Origin of the sequence: Paenibacillus hexagrammi (assembly GCF_021513275.1) — a bacterium.
In the GTDB taxonomy this organism is placed as follows: Bacteria; Bacillota; Bacilli; order Paenibacillales; family NBRC-103111; genus Paenibacillus_E; species Paenibacillus_E hexagrammi.
On record NZ_CP090978.1, the window covers coordinates 1,957,492 to 1,973,957 of the forward strand.

At 47.2% G+C, this 16,466-nt stretch carries 17 protein-coding genes and 1 other annotated feature; all 17 genes read left to right on the plus strand.

Annotated features, from left to right (window positions below; genetic code table 11):
• Positions 1–77 precede the first annotated feature (77 nt).
• The 17 genes from murB to ileS all read left to right on the plus strand — a co-directional run bounded on the left by murB (position 78) and on the right by ileS (position 16,425).
• Complete coding sequence (gene murB, locus L0M14_RS08415) at positions 78–983, plus strand: UDP-N-acetylmuramate dehydrogenase (protein ID WP_235121710.1); 906 nt, start codon at positions 78–80, stop codon at positions 981–983.
• Between the two features lie 15 nt (positions 984–998).
• Positions 999–2,267 carry a UDP-N-acetylglucosamine 1-carboxyvinyltransferase gene (gene murA / locus L0M14_RS08420; protein ID WP_235121711.1) on the plus strand — a complete coding sequence of 423 codons (1,269 nt, stop codon included), beginning with the start codon at positions 999–1,001 and terminating at the stop codon, positions 2,265–2,267.
• 152 nt (positions 2,268–2,419) lie between these two features.
• The gene (locus tag L0M14_RS08425) at positions 2,420–3,283 is read left to right on the plus strand and encodes a cell division protein FtsQ/DivIB (protein ID WP_235121712.1); all 864 of its coding nucleotides are present in this window, start codon (positions 2,420–2,422) and stop codon (positions 3,281–3,283) included.
• A gap of 301 nt (positions 3,284–3,584) precedes the next feature.
• Positions 3,585–4,850, plus strand: a complete 1,266-nt coding sequence (gene ftsA, locus L0M14_RS08430) for a cell division protein FtsA (protein WP_235121713.1) — start codon at positions 3,585–3,587, stop codon at positions 4,848–4,850.
• 39 nt (positions 4,851–4,889) lie between these two features.
• A complete protein-coding gene (ftsZ, locus tag L0M14_RS08435) occupies positions 4,890–6,011 on the plus strand; it encodes a cell division protein FtsZ (protein ID WP_235121714.1) in 1,122 nt (373 codons plus the stop codon).
• Between the two features lie 192 nt (positions 6,012–6,203).
• On the plus strand, positions 6,204–6,887 hold the full coding sequence (locus L0M14_RS30955) for a sigma-E processing peptidase SpoIIGA (protein WP_260115453.1): 684 nt from the start codon (positions 6,204–6,206) through the stop codon (positions 6,885–6,887).
• Positions 6,857–7,159 (plus strand): sigma-E processing peptidase SpoIIGA, encoded by a 303-nt coding sequence (locus L0M14_RS30960; RefSeq protein ID WP_260115454.1) that lies wholly within the window; start codon positions 6,857–6,859, stop codon positions 7,157–7,159. Before L0M14_RS30955 ends, L0M14_RS30960 begins: the two co-directional genes overlap by 31 nt.
• Positions 7,160–7,280: 121 nt before the next feature.
• A complete protein-coding gene (sigE, locus tag L0M14_RS08445) occupies positions 7,281–8,003 on the plus strand; it encodes an RNA polymerase sporulation sigma factor SigE (protein WP_235121715.1) in 723 nt (240 codons plus the stop codon).
• 196 nt (positions 8,004–8,199) lie between these two features.
• Positions 8,200–8,982 carry an RNA polymerase sporulation sigma factor SigG gene (gene sigG, locus L0M14_RS08450; protein ID WP_235121716.1) on the plus strand — a complete coding sequence of 261 codons (783 nt, stop codon included), beginning with the start codon at positions 8,200–8,202 and terminating at the stop codon, positions 8,980–8,982.
• Positions 8,983–9,118: 136 nt separating this feature from the next.
• Positions 9,119–9,418, plus strand: coding sequence for a YlmC/YmxH family sporulation protein (locus L0M14_RS08455; protein WP_235121717.1), 300 nt, complete (start codon positions 9,119–9,121; stop codon positions 9,416–9,418).
• Positions 9,419–9,535: 117 nt separating this feature from the next.
• Entirely contained in the window at positions 9,536–10,411 is an 876-nt protein-coding gene (pgeF, locus tag L0M14_RS08460; protein WP_235121718.1) for a peptidoglycan editing factor PgeF, read from the plus strand.
• Between the two features lie 16 nt (positions 10,412–10,427).
• A complete protein-coding gene (locus L0M14_RS08465; RefSeq protein ID WP_235121719.1) occupies positions 10,428–11,123 on the plus strand; it encodes a YggS family pyridoxal phosphate-dependent enzyme in 696 nt (231 codons plus the stop codon).
• Positions 11,124–11,135: 12 nt separating this feature from the next.
• Complete coding sequence (locus tag L0M14_RS08470; protein WP_235121720.1) at positions 11,136–11,558, plus strand: cell division protein SepF; 423 nt, start codon at positions 11,136–11,138, stop codon at positions 11,556–11,558.
• A 33-nt stretch (positions 11,559–11,591) separates the two neighbouring features.
• Positions 11,592–11,870: a YggT family protein gene (locus tag L0M14_RS08475; RefSeq protein ID WP_405030825.1), complete on the plus strand. Its 279-nt coding sequence runs from the start codon at positions 11,592–11,594 to the stop codon at positions 11,868–11,870.
• Positions 11,867–12,652 carry a YlmH family RNA-binding protein gene (locus L0M14_RS08480; protein WP_235121721.1) on the plus strand — a complete coding sequence of 262 codons (786 nt, stop codon included), beginning with the start codon at positions 11,867–11,869 and terminating at the stop codon, positions 12,650–12,652. The genes L0M14_RS08475 and L0M14_RS08480 overlap by 4 nt, the downstream gene beginning before the upstream one ends.
• Before the next feature lie 161 nt (positions 12,653–12,813).
• Complete coding sequence (locus L0M14_RS08485) at positions 12,814–13,290, plus strand: DivIVA domain-containing protein (RefSeq protein ID WP_235121722.1); 477 nt, start codon at positions 12,814–12,816, stop codon at positions 13,288–13,290.
• Between the two features lie 69 nt (positions 13,291–13,359).
• Positions 13,360–13,607, plus strand: a binding site (T-box leader).
• 49 nt (positions 13,608–13,656) lie between these two features.
• Positions 13,657–16,425: an isoleucine--tRNA ligase gene (gene ileS / locus L0M14_RS08490; RefSeq protein ID WP_235121723.1), complete on the plus strand. Its 2,769-nt coding sequence runs from the start codon at positions 13,657–13,659 to the stop codon at positions 16,423–16,425.
• The last annotated feature ends 41 nt before the right edge of the window (positions 16,426–16,466 follow it).

Here is a 16,466-nt window from a genome sequence, read left to right on the forward strand (position 1 = left end):
ATATCGGCCGCATTCGGCCTCACTCGTATAATTCGGAATCTTGTATTCCGCCCTAAGTTCTGTGAAGGAGGTTTCCCATGCAGCAGTTAATTTCTGATTTGAAAGCAGCAGGAATTACGGAAATTAGAACGAATGAACGGCTGGCTCCGTTTACCACTTGGAAAATTGGAGGACCAGCAGATGTGCTCATTATTCCGCAAGATAAAGAACAGATTGCCGCTGCAATTCGAACTTTACAGCAGCATGGCATTCCATGGACTGTTATCGGCCGAGGTTCGAATCTGCTTGTGAGAGATAAAGGCATCCGCGGAGTTGTCATCAAATTAGGCAGCGCGCTGGAAACGCTCCGTTTTGAAGGCACTACCGTATATGCTGGCGCATCGTATTCGTTCATTAAGCTGTCTATTCTGGCTGCCAAAGAAGGATTAACCGGACTTGAGTTTGCGGGAGGGATCCCCGGCTCTGTGGGAGGCGCCGTTTACATGAATGCGGGGGCTCATGGATCGGACGTGTCACGCATACTCAAGCAGGCTGAAGTCATCCTGGATACAGGGGAATTGGTAAGGATGCAGCTAGAAGATTTGCAGTACGCCTATAGACATTCGGTTCTTCATACGCTGCCCGGCATTGTAACAGAGGCCGTCTTCGAACTGCAGGAAGGCGACCGCAAAGAAATTGCGGGAGCTATGGCAGCATACCGGGATCGGCGTCTGCGAACGCAACCGCTGCAATTAGCCTGCGCCGGAAGTGTGTTTCGCAATCCGGCAGGCGGCTTTGCCGCCAAGCTGATTGAAGAAGCGGGACTCAAAGGCAAGCGAGTCGGAGGCGCGGAAATTTCCATGCTTCATGCCAATTTCATTGTAAATACCGGGAATGCGACAGCCGAGGACGTCCTCACCCTCATTCAAGAGGTGCAGCAAATCGTACTTGATACGTACGGTATATCGCTGGTGCCTGAAGTTCTGGTGGTGGGTGAGAGGTAAATCGGAGGTGGAATTTTGGAGAAGCTCGTTATCGAAGGTGGAAGACCTCTCTCGGGAGCCATCCAGATACACGGCGCTAAAAACGCCGCATTACCTATCTTAGCAGCCAGCATCTTAGCTAGCGGTACTCATACGATTACGAATGTTCCGAAATTGCTCGATATCGAAACGATGCTCAAGATTCTCCGCGCACTAGGATGCCGGGCGGAGCAGCAGGACGATACCGTAACCGTTCTTACATCCACAGCTCATTCCTCTCATATCCCTGAAGATTTGATGGGACAGATGCGTTCCTCCATCTTTCTGATGGGTCCGCTACTAGCCAGATTCGGCAGCGTGACCGTGTACCAGCCGGGCGGATGCGCGATTGGCGAGCGCAAAATTGACTTGCATCTCAAAGGCTTGCAAGCACTCGGCGCTCAAATCGAAGAATCCAATAACATGATCGTTTGTACGGCCGAAACGTTAAAGGGAAGCGAAATTGTGCTTGATTTCCCAAGCGTCGGCGCTACGGAAAACATTATGATGGCTGCTGTAATGGCCGAAGGCATAACGACGATTTATAATGCCGCCAGAGAGCCGGAAATTCAGGATTTGCAAAACTTCCTCAATGCTATGGGAGCGGATATTATCGGTGCCGGCACCGATGCCATTACGATTCGCGGTGTAACATCGCTGACTCCATGCCATTATCGTATTATTCCAGATCGGATCGTCGCCGGTACGTTCATGGTCGCGGCTGCCGCGACGCGGGGAAGTATTACGCTGGAAAGAGTGAATCCGGCACACTTGACTTCCGTCATTCATGTCTTGAAGCGCGCAGGTATTCAAATAGCTTGCGACGGTGATATAATACATGTAAGCTGTCCGGGAAGACCGAAAGCGGTAGAGCGGATTGTGACATCGCCACATCCGGCCTTTCCGACCGACTTGCAGTCTCAAGTCATGGTTCTGCTATCTCTAGCAGATGGACTTAGCGTGATGAAAGAAACGATATTTGAAGGTAGATTTAAGCACGTAGATGAATTGTCCCGCATGGGGGCTGACATCCGTGTGGATATGAGCTCCGCCTTTATTCGAGGCGTGCCGAGGCTTTACGGCGCGACAGTAGAGGCGACCGATTTGCGAGCCGGTGCCGCATTGGTTATTGCCGGTCTGGTTGCGCATGGCACGACGATTGTTGAGCAGATTCATCATATTGATAGAGGATATGATAGAATTGAGAATATGCTTACGCGGTTAGGAGCCAACGTGCACCGTCAGGCGCCTGTTCCGAGCGAATAATGCTTATTGTTACAGCAATCCGCCGATCCCTTCCTGCTTGCAGGAGGGGATATGCGGTTTCATGCGAGGAGGACGTTTCCTCAAGGTCATCAGCTCCGATAAGCTCGATCCAATACAACGCTGCTTTATCAAACTCTTAGGTGGTGCCTATCTTGCCTGAAGAACGTAAAGTACCTGTTATTCCAAATCCGAGACCTCGATCTCGTTCAAACCGTAAGCTGCTTAGTTTCTTGTTTATTTTCTTCATCACTGTACTTATCATTCTCTTCTTTCAATCTTCTCTAAGTCGTATTAGTGATATTCAAATCGAGGGTAATGAGCTAATCCCAACTGATTCTATTGGACAAGCAGCTGGAATTGTTGCGGGAGACCGTTTTTTTGCAACAAGCTCCAGAGCGATTGAACAGAGGATCAAGAAGCTGCCGATGGTGAAGAGCGCCCAGGTGGTCAAACATTTTCCGGGCAGCATTCATATCCAGGTTCAGGAGTATCCTAAGGTAGCGTTCCAAATTACTGCAGACGGTACGAAAGAGGCCGTTCTGGCTGACGGAGCGGTTGTCACCTTGAAGGATGGGGCATTTCCGCTCGACAAACCGATTCTGACAGGCTGGTCGGACGATGACCCGAACAAAGCTGCGTTGTGCAAGGTTTTGGGGGATATCCCCGTTGGCGCCTTGGCCGATATCTCGGAAATCAAGCCTGATCCTTCGGAGTCGTATCCGGATAAGATTAAGCTGTATACGCGTTCGGACTTTGAAGTCTATACAACGATCACTTACCTTCCAGAGAAAATTGACAAGCTGCCTGCATATATAGCAAGCTTGGAGGAGGAGAACATTACAAGCGGCATGATTAGGATGCTTGAAGTCGATGACCATGCTCCGTTTGACACTGAGAACAATCAGAACTCGGGGAAATCCCAAACAGGCGGAGGAAGTACGAAGGCCGCCGGGGAATCTCCCACTCCCAAAACGACACCACAATCTACCCCTAAGGGAAATACGCGTGATTCCTGACAAAAAACACGCAAAGAGACTACTCAATCAATAGAAATAATGTTAAAATTAGTTTTATGGTTACTTTTAGAATCACGCCCAAAAGGTGTTTCTCTACCCTCACAATCCAGCGTGAAACGACGAAGTATATGCAATCACAATGCTGTCTGCCAGTTTGAATTACTTGTGAAAAAATGGAATCTTTGCAGAGTAGTAAAAAAAATGTAGAAAAAAGAGGGAATATGGCAGTTGTGTTGAATAAGTACAAAAGTATGTGTTTTATCTTACATTTATTAGTTAAGTTACAGGAGGTGCCAAGGGATTGAGCAACAATGACATCATTGTTAGTTTGGACATCGGTACATCCAAGGTTCGTGCTATTATTGGGGAAGTCGTAAACGGAACCATTAATATAATAGGTGTGGGATCTGCCGATTCTGAAGGTATTCGCAAAGGTGCCATCGTCGATATCGATCAAACTGTGAATTCCATTCGCAGTGCGGTTGATCATGCTGAACGAATGGTTGGCGTAGAAATATCTGAAGTTTACGTGGGAATATCCGGCAATCATATCGCTCTTCAGTCGAGCCACGGAGTTGTGGCTGTTTCTAATGAAGACCGTGAAATCGGGGAAGAGGATATTGAACGAGTGATTCAGGCAGCCAGAGTAATCGCCCTACCTCCCGAGCGTGAAATCATTGGTGTTGTACCCAAACAGTACTTAGTTGACGGTCAAGAAGGCATTAATGATCCGCGCGGTATGATCGGTGTGCGTCTCGAAGTAGAAGCAACCATTATTACCGGCGCCAAAACAGGGATACATAATTTAGTCCGTGTTGTGGAAAAATCGGAACTGAAAGTGGCAGGTCTCATCCTGATGTCGCTTGCATCTGGACAGCTTGCCTTATCCAAGGATGAGAAATCCATTGGAACCGTGCTTGTAGATATCGGTGCTGGAGCAACCACCATCGCGATCTTCGAGAATGGAAATCTTGCTGCTACTTCTACGATTTCAATCGGCGGAGAGTTTGTCAGCAATGATATAGCAATTGGACTTCGTACGCAGCTTGAATATGCGGAAAAAATCAAACTGAAGTACGGATGCGCTTCTGTCGATGACTCCGCTGACGATCAAGTATTCAGAGTAACGAGGATCGGAAGCAACGTGGAGAAAGAGTTCTCGCAAGTGGATCTTGCTAATATTATTGAGCCTCGCGTGCAGGAAATCTTCCAACTGATTCGTGCAGAAGTGCACAGACTTGGTTATTCAGATCCCTCCGGCGGATATGTGCTGACTGGCGGGACCGTATGTATGCCAGGGATGTTAGCCGTCGCACAAGCCGAACTCGCAACGTCTGTCCGCATTGCAGTACCAGACTTTATCGGTGTACGGGACCCTTCCTTTACCAGTGGTGTAGGGATCATACAGTTCGTTTCCAAGTACATGAGGAACCGTACGTCGGGATCAGGATTCGCTAAGAAGTTGGTTACGAAGGCGGCAGGCAAAAAATCCTCCAGTACCACCACAACAACGACAAAGCCCGGTTTTATGGAACGGGTAAAGAATTTTTTTAGCGAGTTTATTTAGGGATGCTAGTGAAAGTATAGTTAGGGGGATAAGGCTCACATGTTTGAATTCGACATGGATATGGACCAGTTGGCTCAAATAAAAGTAATTGGAGTAGGCGGCGGCGGCAGCAACGCTGTGAACCGAATGATTGAAAACGGGCTTCGAGGCGTTGAATTCATTACGGTGAATACAGATGCGCAAGCGTTGCACCTAGCCAAATCTGAACACAAGCTGCAAATCGGCGATAAGCTGACTCGAGGACTTGGCGCTGGCGCCAACCCGGATGTTGGTAAGAAAGCGGCAGAAGAATCAAGAGAACTGATTCTGAATACGCTTCGCGGCGCAGATATGGTGTTTGTCACCGCAGGAATGGGTGGCGGAACTGGCACTGGTGCTGCACCGGTTATTGCGGAAATTGCAAAAGAAGTCGGCGCTTTGACCGTTGGTGTAGTTACCCGTCCGTTCACCTTCGAAGGTCGTAAGCGTTCCCTTCAAGCTGAGCAAGGTATTGCTGCTTTGAAAGAAAAAGTAGATACACTTATTATTATTCCGAACGATCGACTTCTAGAAATCGTAGACAAAAAAACACCGATGCTGGAAGCTTTCCGTGAAGCGGATAACGTGCTCCGTCAAGGGGTGCAGGGTATCTCCGACTTGATTGCAATTCCTGGTCTGATCAATCTGGACTTCGCTGACGTCAAGACGATCATGACAGAGCGAGGATCTGCATTGATGGGTATCGGTGTAGCAACTGGTGAGAACCGTGCTGCAGAAGCTGCTAAGAAGGCGATCTCGAGTCCGCTCTTGGAAACATCAATCGAAGGAGCACGAGGTGTGCTCATGAATATTACGGGTGGCGTAAGTCTAAGTCTCTATGAAGTTAACGAAGCAGCTGATATTGTTGCATCTGCATCCGATATTGAAGTCAATATGATTTTCGGAGCCGTTATTGACGAGAAGCTGAAAGACGAGATTCTGGTGACGGTTATTGCTACCGGATTCGAGCACAAAGCAGCTCCAACCCACGCGCAAACCAAAAGACCCTCAACCGGGGGAACCTCTGACAGCGGATCGGATAATCGGTTGAATAATTTGAGACCGTTTGGCTCTCAGCCTTCTAACGATCAATTGGATATACCAACGTTCCTACGTAACCGAGGACGTAATACCGACAAATAATTACATGAGGCATACCAAAGAACCGAAGCTGTGCAGATGCACAAAGCTTCGGTTTTTTGCTGTATGCAGGTTATTTCTAGCCTGCAGCTGGCAGCGTCAAATGACAAAAAAAGTTGCTGTCAACTAGCAAGTTTAGACAGACTTTGAAATATGATTACTATATACTGGTCTAGAACCTTAGAGGATACCTGTGTGAAATGCATTCGTCTGGGAGGTGAGGCGGTCATTGTTGTTTATGCGGATCTCATTTTCCTCTTAAACTTTTTTATGGATGCAGCTATGCTGATTGTAACAGCCAAATCTCGTAAAATGGCTTTTAAATGGTGGAGAATCGCGCTCTCCGCCAGCATTGGCGCTTCCTATGTCGTACTGATGTTCGTTCCCGATCTCTCCGTGCTTTTTACATTTTCTGTGAAATGTATGTTTTGTGTCGGTATGATTATGACAGCTTTTGGATTTGGAAGCTTACAAAATTTTTTAAGGAATACGGGTTCCTTTCTATTGGTCAATTTTGCTGTAGCGGGCGGTATCTTTGGGATTCATTATATATTGTCTTCTTCGTCCGAAGTTATGGATGGCTTGTTATTTACGCATGCAGGAGGCGTTGCTTTCCGAATCCAAATGAGCAGCTTGGCTGTAATCTTGATTTTGGCTGTGATCATGGTGTGGTGGTATCGTACCGTATTCAGCAGTACCAAACAACGAGAAGAGCTAACAACGTTTCTAGCAGACGTAACGATCTATGTTGGTGACTTTACGGCCTCTTGCAGAGGTTTGATCGATACGGGCAATCAGCTGTACGATCCTCTGACCAGAACTCCTGTCATGGTTATGGAAGTATCGGAGTGGGGGAGGTGCTACCTGAGGAATGGCTGAAGCGGATTCGTTCTGCAGATGTAGACCAGATTATTAGCGGTTTGGGAAGCGAGGAATTCATTTGGCAGGATCGACTGCGTCTGGTGCCATATCGGGGGGTAAACCGCAACACACAATTCATGCTGGCCATTAAGCCTGATAAGGTGGTGATACATCATAACGACAAGCATATCGAAGCCTCTAAGGTGTTAATCGGTTTGGATGGAGGCAAGCTTTGCAGCGACGGATCGTATCAGGCGATCATCCATCCCACACTTGTTGCAGCCGGGTAATGCCGCATTCATTGACGTTCGTCTGGATAAGTTTGTTACTGCGAATCTTACAAGTATGCTTACGATCAGTTTTGCCGGAGTTGCAAGGCTTCTTACGCAAAACTCTTAGGAGGAAACTAACATGCTCTTGAAGTGGAAATTGCTCTTGCAAATTGTATATTACAAGATTTTGATGAAGCTTGGCCTCAAAGGCGAGGAAATCTATTACATAGGCGGAAGTGAAGCGCTGCCGCCCCCGTTAACTAGAGAAGAAGAAGAATATTTGTTGGAAAAATTACCATCCGGGGATGCGGCTGTTCGAGCGATGCTGATTGAACGGAATCTGCGTTTGGTTGTCTATATAGCAAGAAAATTTGAGAATACGGGTATCAACATTGAAGACCTCGTTTCCATTGGTGCAATCGGCCTCATTAAAGCAGTGAATACATTCGATCCGGAGAAGAAGATTAAACTGGCGACCTATGCATCTCGCTGCATTGAGAATGAAATCCTTATGTATTTGCGCAGAAATAGTAAGATTCGGACCGAAGTTTCATTCGATGAGCCGCTCAATATCGACTGGGATGGCAATGAGCTTTTGCTTTCCGATGTACTGGGGACGGAAAATGATACGATTTACCGCAATATCGAGGAGCAAGTGGACCGGAAGCTGCTGCATAAAGCACTGGATAAGCTAACGGAACGTGAGCGGATTATTATGGAGCTTCGATTTGGGCTTCAGGATGGCGAGGAGAAGACGCAGAAGGATGTCGCCGATTTATTAGGTATTTCTCAGTCTTACATATCAAGGCTGGAAAAGCGGATCATTAAACGGCTGCGTAAGGAATTTAATAAAATGGTGTAAAGGAAGAGAGGGCAGCCTCTCTTCTTATTTTTGAAAAAAAATTTTTTGTCGGCAAAATGAAATTTTAATCAGCAGTGGCAAGTGGGAGCGAGTCGTATCTAGTTTGTCAAGTAGCTGATCGACGGACTATGGAAGAATAAATCGACCGCCCTCGGGGATAATTAACATTAATGTTTCTCCTTGGGAGGTAATCACGGTGACCCGAAATAAAGTCGAGATATGTGGTGTTGATACCGCCAAACTGCCTGTTTTGAGTAATGTGGAAATGCGGGAGCTCTTCGCTGAGCTGCAGACGAAACAGGAACGCACGGCAAGAGAGAAATTAGTGAACGGGAACCTCCGATTGGTTCTCAGTGTGATTCAGCGGTTCAATAATCGAGGAGAGTTTGTGGACGACCTCTTCCAGGTAGGCTGCATCGGATTGATGAAAGCAATCGATAATTTTGATCTCAGCCAAAACGTCAAATTTTCAACGTATGCGGTGCCTATGATTATTGGCGAAATCCGCCGTTACCTGCGCGATAATAACCCGATCCGCGTTTCGCGGTCGCTTCGGGATATTGCTTACAAAGCTTTGCAGGTTCGAGACAGCTTGACCAATCAGAATTCACGCGAACCGACGATCTACGAAATTTCTGAAGCACTTAATGTTCCTAAAGAAGATGTTGTCTTTGCGCTTGATGCTATTCAAGACCCCGTATCGCTGTTCGAACCGATTTATCACGACGGCGGTGATCCGATCTATGTCATGGATCAAATCAGCGACGAGCGCAACAAAGACATGTCTTGGATTGAAGGGATTGCTCTTCGAGAAGCCATGCGCAAGCTGAACGCCAGAGAGAAGATGATCCTATCCATGCGCTTTTTTGAAGGCAAAACGCAGATGGAGGTAGCCGACGAAATCGGCATCTCGCAAGCGCAGGTGTCCAGATTGGAAAAATCAGCGATCTCACAAATGCAAAAACACGTTAAGACCTAACCAACCTACCTAAAGATCGGATCGGCCCCTTGGACGGGCCGTGATGGTCTTTTTTGGTTTTTCAGGACATTTTGCCCGATCTCCACATATACTAGTACAAAGTCGAAAAACTTTGCGAACGCGAGGTGTTGGCCTCATGAAAATATCTGATTTTCAGACAAAAGACGTAATTAATATCGTGGACGGGAAAAAGCTCGGGCAGATCAGCGATTTGGAATTGGATTTACGACACGGCCGGATTGAATCGATTGTTGTTCCTAATCAAGGCCGCTTCTTTGGGATATTCGGCACGGCGACGGATGTGATTATCCCATGGAAGCATATCGTCAAAATCGGGGCTGACGTAGTACTCGTGAAGCTGGAGGATACCCGGCCTTACCGGCAAAACGATGAGAACGAGCAGAGCTACGAATATAACAATCAATTCCGGGCCTAAGCATGGGCACACGAGCAGAGTGCGATCCGTAATCACGGAAAGCCAAAGCAATGATCGTGTGTCTTTTCATTTTGTGCTAAAGTATAGAAAAGAATGGATAAGGGAGTGGAAAGAAGCGTGGAACCGTTCGTCATTAGAGAACGAAAGGGTCAACTGACTCTTTTGGAATTGGAAGCGTGGACGCGGCATTTTCCTAAATTGACAGCCGGATTTACTTCACGCCTTGGCGGAATCAGCGAAGCGCCTTTTGGCACCTTAAACTGTGGACTACATGTCATGGATAATGAGCAGCACGTCGTGATGAACCGTAGATTGATTGCTGACGCTATTGATCAGCCTTTTGAACAATTCACGTTCGCGGAACAGGTCCACGGCTGTGATGTGCAGGTCGTGACGGCTGAGGAAGCAGGTAAGGGCAAGGATTCTCGTGAGCATGCGATTCAGGCCAAAGACGCTATGATTACGAATGTGCCTGGTGCGATATTATGTACACAGTATGCGGATTGTGTGCCGTTATTTTTCTACGATCCGGTCAATAAAGCAGCCGGCCTGGCACATGCAGGTTGGAAGGGCACTGTGTTAAAGATTTCCATGGCTACAATATCCTCAATGACACATACTTTTGGTAGCAAGCCAGCTGACATTCGAGCTGTGATCGGACCTTCCATTGGTGTATGCTGCTACGAGGTGGATGAGACGGTGGCACAGAGGGTGAAGGCTTGCTTAGAAGAGACAAAGGTGTCTTCAGAGGCAGCAGCACTTGTTTTGATAAGTAAAGAGAATGGAAAATATATGTTGAATTTGCAAGAATTAAACCGAATTTTGATTAATCAAGCAGGAATATTGTCGTCTCATATCGAAGTAACACAGTTGTGTACGAGTTGCAGAACTGACCTATTCTTTTCCCACCGAAAAGAAGGCGGTGCAACCGGGAGAATGATCGCTTGGATCGGACTTAAGGATGAAGGCGATTCAAGAGATGGCTTGAATTGAGGTGACAAAAGTATCAATGGCACTAAGAGATCAGATACTTGAGGTTCAGACACGCATACAGGCAGCTTGCGAGCGTTCAGGCAGAAGCAGGCAGGATGTTGAACTAATAGCCGTAACCAAATATGTTTCACTTGAGACAACCAGGGCCGTTCTGGATGAAGGCATTCTGCACATCGGTGAGAATCGCTGGCAGGATGTTAAGCCCAAGTGGGAGGCTCTCCACGATCGTGGAACCTGGCATTTTATCGGTCATTTGCAGACGAATAAAGTGAAGGATGTCATCGGTAAATTTGATTACATCCATTCGCTTGATCGTCTGTCCCTTGCTAAAGAGCTGGACAAGCAAGCAGCGGCTAAGGGCCTACAGTTGAAATGCTTGCTTCAGGTGAATGTATCTGGAGAAGAAAGCAAGTACGGGATGGCGCCTGAGGAGCTGTTTGATTTCGGATCAGAGATAAGCGCCCAGATGAAGCATATCCATATTAAGGGTCTCATGACCATGGCTCCATACGATGTTGATGCAGAAGCGGCAAGGCCATATTTTCGCAAACTTAGAGAGCTGAGGGACCTTCTCAATGGCCGCGACATTTTCCCTTATGAGGTAAAGCACCTTTCCATGGGGATGTCTGGTGACTTTGAAGTTGCGATAGAAGAAGGGGCTACGATGATTCGCCTTGGCAGTGTTTTGGTGAAAGAAGACTCTCATACATAAGGAGGGATACTAATGGGCGTAATGAATAAGTTTATGAATTTTCTTGGCCTTCAGGAAGAGGAAGAAATCGTAGAGCGTGAACGAATCGTTGAACAGACGGAAGAACCTGAAACCAATCCTTACGAAGCTCGTAATAAAAATAAGGCAAACGTAGTGAGCATCCATTCCCAGAAGAATACGCGAGTGGTGCTCAGTGAGCCGCGGACTTACGATGAAACGCAGGATATTGCCGACCACCTACGTTCGAGAAAGGCGGTTGTGGTGAATCTTCAACGTGTTCGTCCGGATCAAGCCGTCCGTATAGTGGATTTCCTGAGCGGAACGGTATATGCTTTAAATGGGTCTATCTCTAAGCTTGGTACGAATATTTTCCTGTGCACACCGGATTCTGTGGATATTCATGGGCACATTTCGGAAATGGTTAGCGAGGAATAGACGCATATCCTGACTCTCGAGGTGACTGCGCAATTGCTTACTCAAATTTATGTCGCACTGCATTACCTGAAAGAAATTTATTATTTTATGATTATCGGTTATATCCTGCTCTCTTGGTTTCCGAATGCGCGCGAAAGCTTTATCGGTGACCTTTTGGGCAAGGTGGTTGAACCGTACCTACGTCCTTTCCGTAAAATAATTCCAACGATCGGATTTATCGATCTTTCCCCGATTGTCGCTTTGCTTGCGCTTAACTTCGTTGTGGAAGGGTTGTATCAAGTGATTGCGTTTATCGTGAGATTGTTCCTATGATTCAAAAAGAGCTGTACACGCATTTTCACCCGGACGAACATCATTTTGTTGATCGAGCCTGGGAGTGGGTCGAGCGCTCGGCGGAGCAGCATGCAGTCAAGCGTACTGACTTTTTGGACCCGAGACAGACTTTCATTCTTACAACCCTGGTGAACCGTCATCCGGATGTTCATTGCCGGCTCGAGGGCGGATATCCGGATGCGGAGCGTAAACGAGCTGTAATCGCTCCTGATTACCGTCATTTAGATGATGAAGAAATGAATATCTCGGTGCTGGCCATTTCGTCGGGGGACGGTAAGTTTCTCACATTGGAGCATGGGGATTACATGGGCGCCATTCTTGGTCTCGGCATGAAGCGGGACAAGATTGGCGATATTCATGTTATAGAGGGTGGCTGCCATTGCTTGGTCGCAGACGAGGCGGCCAGCTATCTGCACATGAATTTATCTCAGGTGCATCGTGTCCATGTTCAGACAGAGCTGCTTTCACTGGACAAGCTGCAGGTTGCTTCAACCCGACTTGAGGAGCTACATTTGTCCGTTGCTTCCATGCGGATGGATGGTATTGTCAGCGATGTTTTTCGGCTTAGCCGTGCCAAGGTGCTCATTCCTATTCAGGCGGGACGCTGCAGGGTTAACTGGAAAACCGAAGAGGACCCAAGTAAGCCGCTCAAGGAAGGCGATATGATTTCTTTACAGGGCTTTGGACGTTTTAAGGTTCTTGAAGTGGAAGGCGTTACAAAAAAAGGCAGAATTCGCGTAATAATCGGCAGGTATGCATGAATTTGGTCATTTTCTCCAACGGCTATGCAGGAATTTCTTGTTTTCTGTCGAAATAAACATTCAGGATGCAGTATTTGTGGACAGGATACATGATTCCGTCATGAATACAGCGAATGTTTCTTTGAATAAGGCTTAGCCTATGCATACAGGGAGGTGCACCAATGCCACTTACGCCATTGGACATACATAACAAGGAATTTTCCCGATCATTCCGCGGATACGATGAGGACTCGGTTAATGAATTTTTGGATCAAGTCATCAAGGATTATGAGGCTTTGATTCGTGAAAACAAAGATTTGCAAAACCAGACGATTGCCTTACAGGAGCGTTTGGATCACTTTGCCAATATCGAGGAAACGTTAAGCAAAACCATCATCGTGGCGCAGGAAGCAGCCGATGAGGTGAAGAATAACGCCAAGAAAGAAGCCCAGTTGATTCTGAAGGAAGCGGAGAAGAATGCCGACCGCATTATTAACGAATCTCTAGGGCGTTCACGCAAAGTTGCCCTTGAAATTGAAGAATTGAAGAAGCAAGCCTCCATTTATCGCACGAGGTTCCGGACACTGTTGGAGGCTCAACTAGAGCTCTTAAATACAGAGGGCTGGAACAGCATGCAGATGGATCAAGGAGATGAGTAAATCAGCTTCAGCGCTCGCCATATTGACTATGCCGGGCGAATTCGTTATACTCCATGTAAATTGTATCGCAGTAAAACGATGACTGGAACGAGTAGGACGACAATGGCAGTGTTAGCGAGTTAGGGATTTGGTGGAAGCCTAACCTCTGCAGCGTACCGAATATCCCCCAGGAGCATCTCTTGAATTCAGTAGAGAGTATCGGGTCATGCCGTTATCCATGGTCGAGTGAAAAGGCGTTAGTTCATGATGCATATGATGCGAATGGACCTTGCTTTTTAACGAGGGTGGTACCGCGAGATAAGCTTCTCGTCCCTTTTGGGATGAGGGCTTTTTTATTTTTAATGACTGTAGAAGGAAGTGGAGCAAATGGATTACGGCAAAACATTAAATCTACTCAAAACAGATTTTCCAATGCGTGGGAACTTGCCTCAGGCAGAGCCGAAAATGCAGGAAAAGTGGGCAGCGGAGGATATCTACGCGTTGGTTCAAGAAAGTCGCAAAGGCAAACCCAAATTTATTCTCCATGACGGTCCTCCATATGCCAATGGTGATATTCATATTGGGCATGCACTGAATAAAGTGCTGAAAGACATTATCGTCCGCTTCAAAACGCTGCAAGGGTATGATTCCCCTTATGTGCCGGGTTGGGATACTCACGGTCTTCCAATCGAGCAAGCGATCACAAACAGTGGCAAAGTGGACCGCAAAAAAATGTCTGTTCATGAATTCCGCAAATATTGCGCGGAGTACGCGATGGCATCGGTAGAGAAACAAAAGAGCCAATTTCAACGGTTAGGAATCCGTGGTGACTGGAATCATCCATACATTACGCTGCAGCCTGAGTATGAAGCACATCAAATTCGCGTATTCGGCCAAATGGTGCAAAAAGGATATATTTACAAAGGGCTAAAGCCGGTATACTGGTCTCCTTCGTCAGAAAGTGCGCTGGCTGAGGCGGAAATTGAGTATAAAGAAAAAACATCTTCCTCCATTTATGTTGCTTTTCCTGTGAAGGATGGCAAGGGCAAGCTTCCACAGGATGCAGCCATCGTCATTTGGACGACTACGCCTTGGACGCTTCCTGCCAACCTGGGTATCAGCTTGCATCCGGAGTTCGATTACGCTGTCGTGCAAGTGGACGGCAAGAAATACGTGCTTGCACAAGGGCTTCTGGAAACAGCGGCGAAAGAGATCGGTTGGACGGACGTAGAAGTATTGTCGACAGTGAAAGGCAGTGAACTGGAGTATGTGACTTGCCAGCATCCATTCTACGATAGAGAGTCGCTGGTCATGGTTGGCGAGCACGTAACGCTGGAAGCCGGTACTGGCTGCGTCCATACAGCACCTGGACACGGTGAAGACGACTTCGCCATCGGTCAACGCTACAACATCGGTGTGCTTTGTCCCGTAGACGATCAAGGTCATTTTACAGCGGAAGCTCCTGGCTTCGAGGGCTTATTCTACGAAAAGGGAAACAAAGTCATTATTGAGAAGCTCCAAGAATCAGGCCTGCTACTGAAAGTCGGAGAAATCAAGCATCAATACGCGCATGACTGGCGTACGAAGAAACCTGTCATTTACCGTGCCACAGAGCAGTGGTTTGCTTCGATTGATAAATTCAGACAAGAGATGCTGGATGAAATCAAGGAAGTGAAATGGACGCCAACTTGGGGTGAGGTGAGATTGCACAACATGATCGCTGAACGCGGAGACTGGTGTATTTCCCGTCAGCGAGTGTGGGGAGTTCCCATTCCGATCTTCTATTGCCGCAGCTGTAATGAACCGCTCGTGAACGAACAAACCATTGAGCATGTGGCGCAGCTTTTTGCCAAGGAAGGCTCCGATGCTTGGTTTATCAAAGACGAGAGCGAGCTTCTGCCGCAGGGTACAGTTTGTCCTAAGTGCGGTGGCGATCATTTCCGCAAAGAAACGGATATTATGGACGTATGGTTTGACTCGGGCTCCAGTCATGCCGGTGTATTGGAAGCTCGTCCAGAGCTGCAGTGGCCAGCTGACTTGTACTTGGAAGGCTCTGACCAATACCGTGGCTGGTTCAACTCTTCTCTCATTACGGGTGTTGCCGTGAAAGGGGAAGCTCCTTACAAGGGTATTCTCAGTCACGGATTTACACTGGACGGCGAAGGACGCAAAATGTCCAAATCGATCGGCAACACGATCGACCCGAATCAGGTGAGTAACAAGCTTGGAGCGGATATTCTACGCTTATGGGTTTCGTCTGTCGATTACCAATCCGACCATAGAATCTCCGATAACATCTTGAATCAAACATCTGAAGTATATCGGAAAATTCGCAACACGCTGCGTTTCTTACTGGGGAACTTAAGCCACTTCGATCCTGCTACGGATCGAGTTGCTGCAGAAAATCTATCTGAGCTGGACCGTTATGCATTGATTCGTTTGAACCGTATGATCAGCAAGGTCGTCCAAGCGTATGAAAACTATGAGTTCCACGTTGTTTATCAAACGATTCATCATTTCTGTGCCGTTGAGATGAGCTCTTTTTATCTGGACATTATTAAAGACCGACTTTATGCGAATGCGCCGGAAGACGCGTCACGTAAAGCGTCGCAAACCGTCTTATATGAGGTGCTGACTGCAATTACAAAGCTGATCTCACCAATTCTGCCTCATACGGCTGATGAAGTGTGGAAATATATCCCGGGCATTACGCTTCCGACCGTGCAAATTGCTGAGCTGCCTGAGGTTCAAACTACCCTTTACGACGATAAATTGGAGCAAAAATGGAACAGTTTCCTGGATGTGCGAGATGAGGTTCTTAAAGCTTTGGAAGAGGCTAGACAGCAAAAAGTGATTGGTAATTCTCTTGGAGCTGCTGTGCATCTATATCCTAGTGAAGAGGTATACAATCTGTTAAGCGGGTTCGAGCAGCTGGATCAATTGTTTATTGTTTCCGCAGTGAAGGTTCACTTGCCAACGGAACCTAAGCCAGAAGGTGTCACCTATTTGAAGGATACGGTTATTCAAATTGCTGTCGCAGAAGGAGAGAAATGCGAACGCTGCTGGATAGTTACACCTGAAGTAGGACAAAGTAAAGAGCATCCGACACTCTGTGTCCGATGCAATGATGTAGTTACTGCACATTACCACGAGTAATTGGAGCAAACAGGCAAACGAGTTATTTTCCCTCGTGGGGG

What these genes read in the sequence shown, in the direction of transcription:
- ileS (WP_235121723.1), top strand. Translation starts at nt 13,657, where the DNA reads ATGGATTACGGCAAAACATTAAATCTACTCAAAACAGATTTTCCAATG.
- L0M14_RS08485 (WP_235121722.1), top strand. Translation starts at nt 12,814, where the DNA reads ATGCCACTTACGCCATTGGACATACATAACAAGGAATTTTCCCGATCA.
- sigE (WP_235121715.1), top strand. Translation starts at nt 7,281, where the DNA reads ATGCTCTTGAAGTGGAAATTGCTCTTGCAAATTGTATATTACAAGATT.
- L0M14_RS08465 (WP_235121719.1), top strand. Translation starts at nt 10,428, where the DNA reads ATGGCACTAAGAGATCAGATACTTGAGGTTCAGACACGCATACAGGCA.
- murB (WP_235121710.1), top strand. Translation starts at nt 78, where the DNA reads ATGCAGCAGTTAATTTCTGATTTGAAAGCAGCAGGAATTACGGAAATT.
- ftsZ (WP_235121714.1), top strand. Translation starts at nt 4,890, where the DNA reads ATGTTTGAATTCGACATGGATATGGACCAGTTGGCTCAAATAAAAGTA.
- L0M14_RS08480 (WP_235121721.1), top strand. Translation starts at nt 11,867, where the DNA reads ATGATTCAAAAAGAGCTGTACACGCATTTTCACCCGGACGAACATCAT.
- L0M14_RS08470 (WP_235121720.1), top strand. Translation starts at nt 11,136, where the DNA reads ATGGGCGTAATGAATAAGTTTATGAATTTTCTTGGCCTTCAGGAAGAG.
- L0M14_RS08455 (WP_235121717.1), top strand. Translation starts at nt 9,119, where the DNA reads ATGAAAATATCTGATTTTCAGACAAAAGACGTAATTAATATCGTGGAC.